At 41.0% G+C, this 8,078-nt stretch carries 11 protein-coding genes; 2 read left to right on the top strand and 9 right to left on the bottom strand.

Going from position 1 to position 8,078, the window contains the following annotated elements; genetic code table 11:
* Window positions 1-231: 231 nt before the first annotated feature.
* The 8 genes from MF4640_RS17895 to MF4640_RS17865 form a co-directional block, all read right to left on the bottom strand.
* On the bottom strand, window positions 232-639 hold the full coding sequence (locus MF4640_RS17895) for a DUF6088 family protein (protein WP_227518687.1): 408 nt from the start codon (window positions 637-639) through the stop codon (window positions 232-234).
* Between the two features lie 27 nt (window positions 640-666).
* Window positions 667-807, bottom strand: a complete 141-nt coding sequence (locus tag MF4640_RS19840) for a hypothetical protein (RefSeq protein WP_227518686.1) — start codon at window positions 805-807, stop codon at window positions 667-669.
* A gap of 26 nt (window positions 808-833) precedes the next feature.
* The gene (locus tag MF4640_RS17890) at window positions 834-1,115 is read right to left on the bottom strand and encodes a hypothetical protein (protein ID WP_078390426.1); all 282 of its coding nucleotides are present in this window, start codon (window positions 1,113-1,115) and stop codon (window positions 834-836) included.
* Window positions 1,116-1,144: 29 nt separating this feature from the next.
* A complete protein-coding gene (locus tag MF4640_RS17885) occupies window positions 1,145-1,390 on the bottom strand; it encodes a type II toxin-antitoxin system HicB family antitoxin (protein WP_078390425.1) in 246 nt (81 codons plus the stop codon).
* A gap of 95 nt (window positions 1,391-1,485) precedes the next feature.
* The gene (locus MF4640_RS17880) at window positions 1,486-1,869 is read right to left on the bottom strand and encodes a hypothetical protein (protein WP_078390424.1); all 384 of its coding nucleotides are present in this window, start codon (window positions 1,867-1,869) and stop codon (window positions 1,486-1,488) included.
* 15 nt (window positions 1,870-1,884) lie between these two features.
* Complete coding sequence (locus MF4640_RS17875) at window positions 1,885-2,682, bottom strand: hypothetical protein (protein WP_078390423.1); 798 nt, start codon at window positions 2,680-2,682, stop codon at window positions 1,885-1,887.
* A complete protein-coding gene (locus tag MF4640_RS17870; protein WP_078390422.1) occupies window positions 2,672-4,024 on the bottom strand; it encodes a CAP domain-containing protein in 1,353 nt (450 codons plus the stop codon). Before MF4640_RS17870 ends, MF4640_RS17875 begins: the two co-directional genes overlap by 11 nt.
* A gap of 27 nt (window positions 4,025-4,051) precedes the next feature.
* Window positions 4,052-4,660 carry a hypothetical protein gene (locus MF4640_RS17865; RefSeq protein WP_078390421.1) on the bottom strand — a complete coding sequence of 203 codons (609 nt, stop codon included), beginning with the start codon at window positions 4,658-4,660 and terminating at the stop codon, window positions 4,052-4,054.
* Window positions 4,661-5,770: 1,110 nt separating this feature from the next.
* Between MF4640_RS17865 and MF4640_RS17855 the strand changes: the two genes are divergently transcribed.
* Entirely contained in the window at window positions 5,771-6,109 is a 339-nt protein-coding gene (locus MF4640_RS17855; protein WP_010326922.1) for a hypothetical protein, read from the top strand.
* Window positions 6,099-6,944 carry a hypothetical protein gene (locus tag MF4640_RS17850; RefSeq protein WP_010326923.1) on the top strand — a complete coding sequence of 282 codons (846 nt, stop codon included), beginning with the start codon at window positions 6,099-6,101 and terminating at the stop codon, window positions 6,942-6,944. Before MF4640_RS17855 ends, MF4640_RS17850 begins: the two co-directional genes overlap by 11 nt.
* Before the next feature lie 68 nt (window positions 6,945-7,012).
* On the opposite strand, the gene MF4640_RS17845 is transcribed toward MF4640_RS17850, so the two are convergent.
* Window positions 7,013-7,963, bottom strand: a complete 951-nt coding sequence (locus tag MF4640_RS17845; protein ID WP_029575044.1) for a MobA/MobL family protein — start codon at window positions 7,961-7,963, stop codon at window positions 7,013-7,015.
* Window positions 7,964-8,078 lie beyond the last annotated feature (115 nt).

The following is an 8,078-nucleotide window of genomic DNA, read 5'->3' as shown; positions in this document are numbered from 1 at the left end:
GAGATCCATGCACGTGTAGCAGTCCTTAACAGATTTACGGAATTAGGTCGACCACTTACCCAAGTTACGCCTTAAATTTGGCTCAATTAGGGGCGCTTTGCATTTCAAATCTTTGTGCAACAAAGCCATATCAATATTAACTATGTAATTTAATTCTTGATCGCCTACTTGGAACAGGAATGATAGGTAGGGTGCAAATAGGAATAGTTCGTAGGCTTACACAGAAATAGGCTATTTCGGCAAATCGGCTGAAAGTAACTTTGCATACTCCTCAGGTGATAACTGATCTTTGATCGCTTTGATGATCTTATCATCCACAACATTTGGTCCTAAATAATACAGAGCTGAGATCGCCATACCGACCTTTTGCAAAGGGTATTGAAGCAGTCGTTGATCATCCGTGTGATTCAGTACCACATCTACACCCGCCAGTTTGAATCGTCTTGAACGGCCATTTGTATGTAAGACATGATATAGAGGCACTTGAGTACTTAACCCTAAACGATTGGCACAATAGCCTCCATCATATTGAAACGTCTCACCGGTTAATCGAGTGATCCCGGCTAACACTTTGGAGAGATCAGGGGGTAAGGCTCTCGGCGGATTAAAAAGATTGGAGAATTTAACTTTATAGTAAATATTGGGTACAACTAAACTAACCTCCCCCTAATCCAGATAATGCGATAAAAAGCTTAAAAACTGCTTTTTGGAAAGAGAAACTCTGAAATCTTGAACGGAAAACACGGAGCCTGCTGCTAAGTTTTTCAATTCAGCTTCTACTAAAAGTCTTTTAATATTGTCATCCATAGGCACAATTCATCATCTTGATATACTTATTTCAGACCAAATCGTTCTAATGCAGCTTCGTTAAAATCCTCATTAAACATCTGCTTCACCCGATGTTCTCTTTTTAACGTTGCGACAGTAGCGAAGAAACATGCCTCACATAAATACAGTTCATACTGTTCTCCATCATGCTTCGACCCACTGCCCCAATTGGCAGACAGTATCCCATGGTTCAGTTGCGTGGATTCCATGCAAACGTCACATAAAATATCTGCGGGTTGTTCTAGGTCTTTGTGTTGTTCTAGATCTTCGTGTTCTTTGCTTTCCATATTTGCATCCTCTTTTTTGTTCCCTGTGATTATTTCAGTGCCAGATCCAAAGCAATCAGGATCTCACCCTCTTGGCATTCACTGGGTGGAGGTAAAATCCGACCCTCTTCACGATAGAAGTCCACACTGGTAAACAGCGCATCTTTGGCCATCTGTAGCGCATCCTCGAAATTGTCACCACAAGTCATTGCCTCAGGAATATCTCGAAAAGAGACGTTATAAGCTTGCCCTTCTTGTTCGAATTTTGCTGGATAAAACACTGGACTACACACCATGATTGAATTCCTTTAAATACTGATCGAACTATTCATTTCTTGTTTTAAAGCCCCTACCTCAGCAAGGGCCTGTCTTGATCACTATTCCGATCTTGTTATCTAAAATAATAACCCAGCGTATCGTCTTTTGAGTCTCCCCACCCTGTCCAGATCTCAGTCAGCTGGACATAATCCTGATTGATGCTTTTGACTTTGTATAAAAAGCTACGGGGTGGAGAGGTCTCATTGAGACGTACTTTTTCAATTAAGATAAAGGTCTTGTCATCTAACCATCTGACTCTAAGATGTAGGGGATCCTGACATTGCCCCAGTTCTGCATACATCGCCGCATCTTTGCCATTTTTGGAGAAGGACAAGCCCGCACATTGGACATCCGGGATGTCCATCACCAGACGTTTTCCGATCAGGCTTTCTTTGGCGCCCGCACAGGCCAAGCTTGAAAGGCTGAGACATAAGCCCGCTAAAAATATTTTTTTCATGATGCTACTCGTTATTTATTCAGTTGAAGCGGTGTAAGACATATTGTCAATAAAGCCACACTGTAATATGTGCTGTGATGGATTCACGGGATGGTCATACAGACTGATATAGGCAATCATGCTGCTCAGATCAGAAGCATCCCGTTTATAGTGCTGGGTATAGATGTAAATCTGTTTAGGGCTGTAACGCTTTCCGTTTTGAAAGACCTCCCCGTTAAACACTTTTAAATGCGGATACTGTTGAAAGACCTGTTGGGTCTTAGTACGTTTCTCATTGTCATGTGCTGAGGCTTGATCCCACTGCTGTTTAAAGCGTTTAAATTGCTGCCCGCTATAGTGACTGAGCTGAATTTTTAAACCTTTCTCTAACTTTCGCTTGGTTTGGGCCATGTCATCATTGCGATAAATCGAGGTACTTGCCCCAGCCACACTGACCTGCATCAAAGCCTCAATCCGTTGAATCGGATTGCGTTGATCGTTGGGCAAATAGACCTCGATTTCAGGACAATCCTCACAGTAGTTTTCATCGTCTGGATCATCCACAACGGATGATTTTTGCTGGGTGTATTGCTGCTTAAATTGTTGTTGCAGCGTTGTTAGCTTAGAGGCTGCGGTATGCGTCCAATCTCCCGTAGCCAGTTGATTGCTAAACGACTGTTCTTGCTTGGCCCAATCCAAACAGTTTAAGCCCTGCGCTAAAGTCACTGGCTGCAAAGTCAATGCATTGGCGTTAGAAACGGGTTGAGCTACCGCTGTCTGTAATACCAGTAGTGAAGCACTGGCAAGTAAAAATGGCCTCAGCTTAAATCTCATTGGATGATTCTCCTGATAAGTGTTGTTCACTAGACTGATCATCAACTTTAAACCAGTAGGTATAGTCCTCAGCTTTTCCATCCACCAATACATTCTGCACATTAACGTCATAGATCACGTTGTATTCCATTGCGCTAAAATGGAATTGCAGATTATTGGCGACTAAACCATAGCTGATATTGTCATACTGGATGTTGCTGATCGTTTGGCTTTGCTGATTATCCCGTCTCGTCACGGTTAGTTTCGCCTGAGAAAAATCCACCGTATTGTTGGCATAGGTATTTTGTGGATTGACTAAAATCGACAGGGATAAAGGCTCAGTTTTTGAAAAGAATTTCTTCGGATACACATGATACGGATAGGCAATCACCCCTTTCGGCATCGTGGTGCTTAGGGTTTGCGATGCATAGGGATAGACCACTTTCATGGCAGCGCCTAAGATGGTCGATACGCTTTTAGCCTCAGTATTGGAGACCTCGCCATAGGCGGTTTTAGTCAGGAATGGACTCAAGATATGACGTCGATGTCCAATGCTGCTCGAGTTTTTTTCAATCAACCAATTGATCAGATGGGTATCTGCACCGTAGCTGGCTAAAGGTTGATAGGCTTGAATAAAGTTCAAGTTCGATGTTGAAGTCCCTTGATAACCAATATCACTAAAGCAGCGCCACGTACGATCCGGATAATGTGAGGTCTTTTCATTCACCGCCAGTAACATAGAGGCTTGCATCATCTGATCTTCATAGGCTTGGTCATAGCGAACTTTCGGCAGATGGTGTAAGGCACGGATCTCATTCAAGGTATTGATAAACAGCTGACGCTCCGCCTCACTGGGCCTCCCTGCCTGACAGGCATTCAGATCCTTAAGATCCTCTGCATCATTCTCAATGACATCCACCACCATTGTGCTATTCACAGGCAGAAGCTGTGAGGTTCCTGCCTGTGTCAGTTTTAAACTACATTCGCCCAAATCTAAGGCTTTGAGCTCCCCTTGTTCGAAGTCACAAATACTTGGACTCTGACTGCTAAAACTGAGGGTCAGATCTTGATCCGTCTTCAGGTTCAACTGATAGGCCTGACCTTTGAGAAAGCGATGGATCTGTAAAGGTTCAAAGCGTTGTGCTGTCTTGTTTTTACAAATTCCTTCTTGTAGATATTGCGTTTCAGAACACGTGACTGGTTGAGGTGAAGTACCACCATCGTTTGCCCCATCCGTTCCACCACTATTGGAACCAGTGTTTCCGCCTGAACCACCACCACATCCAACCATCGCCATACAGATGGCCAGCATCAAGATGCTGGTTCTAATCGATGGTATCCCCGTTTTTGAACGTCTCATCATATTATTACCCCCTCTTATGCTTGGTTTTTATTGGTAATGATCAGCTGATAGCAGTTGGCGGATTTCACTGGCCATTTTGGGGCTACGCCAAGGAAACAACACTTTAAGGCGGTAATGTGGTTTGAATTGATCGCGTGTCCCAATATTGACTTGGTATTCTCTTTTGACTGGGCTGCGATGTTCGTGATGGCGGATATGCGTTCCCGTCATCGGATTGCTGGTGATTGTGCTGGAATAAGAGACTTTGTCTTCAACTAAGTTGAAGTGACCGACCGACGTAATGTAGTCAAATGGGTATTTCACTAAACGCTGTTCAGGTTCATCGAACAGGATGATGGTTTTATCCTGACTGTTAATCCAGACTCCACGATTGTTATAATTAAACTGTTCACCTTGACGGGTCAGTTGCTCCGTCATACCTGCAAAGTAGGTATTGCCATATGTATAGAAGTAATAAACAATCACAAACCATAACAGCCAGATGCCAAAGAATAGAGAACCAAACCAGCTAAAGGAAAAGACTTTGGCCATAATTAAAAAGATGACGATTGGCACCACGATGCACTTTACAAAGACTTTGGATTTTGGTGGGCGATTTTCGATTGGAATGATTTTTGGTTGAGTGAATTCAGACATCATTGTTCCCCGCATGTTCAATGCAATTGACAATCACAAGGGGATATAAAAATAAGTATTTTTTATAGGCGTGATTGAGCCATCCACCTTAGAGATTGTTCGTGTAAAAATGTTTTTTTAATACAGCTTAAAAATTAAAATCAGTGCTGTATGCCCTGTTGAATGACACAACAAGGTTGAACAGGTGCGGAGGCACAATAAAGAATAGATGGATACAGCATGAGAAGCTCCTAGATGTAATAGAAGTTCTACCAAATTACTGTCAAATAATGGTGGCAGAACGAAAAGGGGTTGACAGACTGATCATCTAGGAATCAGCACACCCGAAAGTGTCCCCCTTCCGTCCTACCATAGAAAAAAAGGGGGACGTGAAGATTCCCACATTCAGTTTATATCCAAAAATATAAACCTCATGTGCTAGATGAATCGGTCTGTCAAAACCGACTGGCAATGTAGGCCAGCGAGCTCATATTAGATTTATCCAGCGCTTTAGTCAATTTCGCGATACGATAAAATTCACATGATCGCCTTGAATAAATTCAGTTAAGTTATTGATTTCACCCATAAGCTCAAATTAAAACCATCAATGGGCTGATTTTGATGCTATGGATCGGTTTAAAATGAACTGCTCTTCTGTAATAAAATAAATGAATAAAATGATTGAATAGATCTTCACCAAACATTCACTTTTTTAAGTGGATCTGAAGAAAAGCCCTGCCGTATCCAACGACATACTCCTGTTCATCATAGGTAAACCCAGCCGTCAGACTTCCCCAATAACTAAAGCTTAATCAATGAATTAATTAAATGTAGCGTTTTGTAAAAATATGCAAATACAGCGTTGACAGTGCAATGGATACGCAGATAAGCTTATAGGACACAGCAAAATCTGTGTTCAGGCGTGAGAACCTGATACAATCTAGGTGCAAATTAATGTCGCACTCGCGGCTATTTTTTTGTCTACTGTTTTAGCAGTCGTTATGGCAGCTTGATAGGGCAACCGTAAGGTTGGCTGATCCTAGATTCAGTATTCTCACCCCTGTCTCGCTGCCACCATTACCGTGAGAAGTAATGCTGGTAAGTATTTAAAACTTATCTAGGACTACTGCTATGAACGCTACTTTTCATGGTGCATACACTTGCACATCTAAAAAACAAGCCTCTCAACTGATTGTTGAACTTGGCAAAAGCATTTCAAATCCCCAGCGTCAAAGTCTAACCCATCTTTATCAAGCACTCGATACTGCAGACTCCTTGTTGACCGAGCTTGAACATGCGCACCAAATTATTCGTCAATGTATGCGCCAGATGAATGATGAACAAATCGCTGAAGTCGCAAAACTCAATCAAAATAATCATACCCCATCGCTCTGGGCATTCCGCACCCATCAACGTCAAAACCTGATTGAACGTGCTGAGCGTCTTTTGGGAGCACGTTATGAAGCATAATCAGCATATTCTGCTGGCTCCCTCTGACTACCCTTTAATTGCTTCGCCTACGCTTGCAAAAGCGTATGGCGTCGCAGCCGCGACTTTTTTACAAAAGCTGCACTACTGTTTAGAACACAGTGATGCTCAAGTCCACAAAGGAAAAAAGTATTGGTTTCATAGCTATGAACAGTGGCAACAAACTCTGGGGATTTATAGTGTCTCCACAATCAAACGGATCGTCGCTAAATTAAAACAAGCGGAGATTTTAGTGATTAAAAAGCTCTCAAAAAATAAATGGCTTCAAACCAACTTTTATTCAATTAACTATCGAAAGTTAAAGCAACTGATCCAGCCGAATACTGAAACTCAAGCTCAACCGCAATCGTCGGTGCAAATGACAAATACAACTGGTACAAAGCCTGAAAGAAGTACAAATCCACTTAAAGACACCCAAGCTGATACGCTAACGCAGTCAATTCAACACGCGTTTCACACTCTCAAAACTCAGACAGATACACCCACACAGTCCTTAAGACCAGCGAAAAGTTCCGTACAACCGAAAATTGTCATTTCTGGAAATACGACGGCACAAGGATTGAGTCAGCCACGCTCTCCAATTGCATCACATGAAATTTTGAAAAATATGAACCCTGATTATCGTCATTTTTATCAAGCGCTGTTGCAGCAGCGCGTTGATATTCATTATGCAGATCAGCGCATTCAGCATTTACTCAAACAGCAGAAACACGTGATTCGACATATTGCCTATATCAAACAGCATTTTTCAGGTCAGGATCGTTATCAATGGCATGCACTTGAGCAATTGCAAATCGACAGCTATTTAATCAAGTAAGCAAGTTCATCTTATCCAGATTGAACTTGCTTATTAGAAACTATCCTTACACTGAGAATCAAAATAAATTAGAAGTCGAAATCATTAGATTTTGGCTTCTGAACAATATCATTATTTTCATATTGATACTGATTTTTTCTGGACAATTCAAGCTGATACTCGGCTTGATGCAATTCATATAAATTCGCTTCTCGAATCTCTTTAACTGTTTGCCTAACCATTTGAATTTTTTCTTGAATATTCGGATCTTTACTATGTAAATAATGCCTCGGTATTTGCGGAACATCTTTTAAATTTGTCCCATTTTTTTGATTATAATCTTCATTCGATAAACATGAGACCTTATTTTCGACGTGGAACTTAATTCCGTAGATCTCCACCTCTTTAATGGGTGCATATTCTTTTAAAAATTTATTTATGACATTTTCTGTGATTTTTCGATAATGATTAATTTGATGACGACCGAGACCAATTACATCTGCTGTTAGTTTCTTGGCACCGCCTCTCTCAGGATTCTTTGGACAGTGTCTTTGAAAATACAGTTCTGGTGTTCGTTCAATGCCATCATAAATACTTCGCTCTGAATATAATAAATGTAGGTGTGGTTGTTCATAACGCCCATCTAGGGTTGAAACATGATTGTGGATGGCAAAGCTGTAGGGCATCTGATATTGACCGCAGAATTCATATATAAGTTGATTTGATAAATCTATCCGCTGCATATAATTGAGTTCTTTCGGCAGAGCCACGGTAATATGCGTAGATGTCCTCCCCTTCATACTTTCATATTGATCCGCTGCATTCCAAAATACTTCGGGGCAATCAGCTGCCCAGATTGGCATATTGGCTGATGCTGTATATTCAAGCTCTTCAATATCTTGTTTATGCGTTGAAAAATATAATGTTCGCGTAATGTAGTGATAACCGAGTTCTGAAGAATGTCTAAATTTGTCTCTACGCAAATTTTTATGCTGAATTTTTAGTTCTTTCACATTATGACGTAAATCAAAATAATACATATACAAATCCAATTTCAAATAAAGAAAATGGAGCATATAAAATTATTCAAAAATTTTATTCGTTTGATACAGAAAATGAAAAAATAATGCGTTTTTTTATAGAAAATATATCAGC

Origin of the sequence: Acinetobacter sp. MF4640 (assembly GCF_002018895.1) — a bacterium.
Taxonomy (GTDB): Bacteria; Pseudomonadota; Gammaproteobacteria; order Pseudomonadales; family Moraxellaceae; genus Acinetobacter; species Acinetobacter johnsonii.
This window is presented reverse-complemented; position numbering and strand designations above follow the sequence as displayed.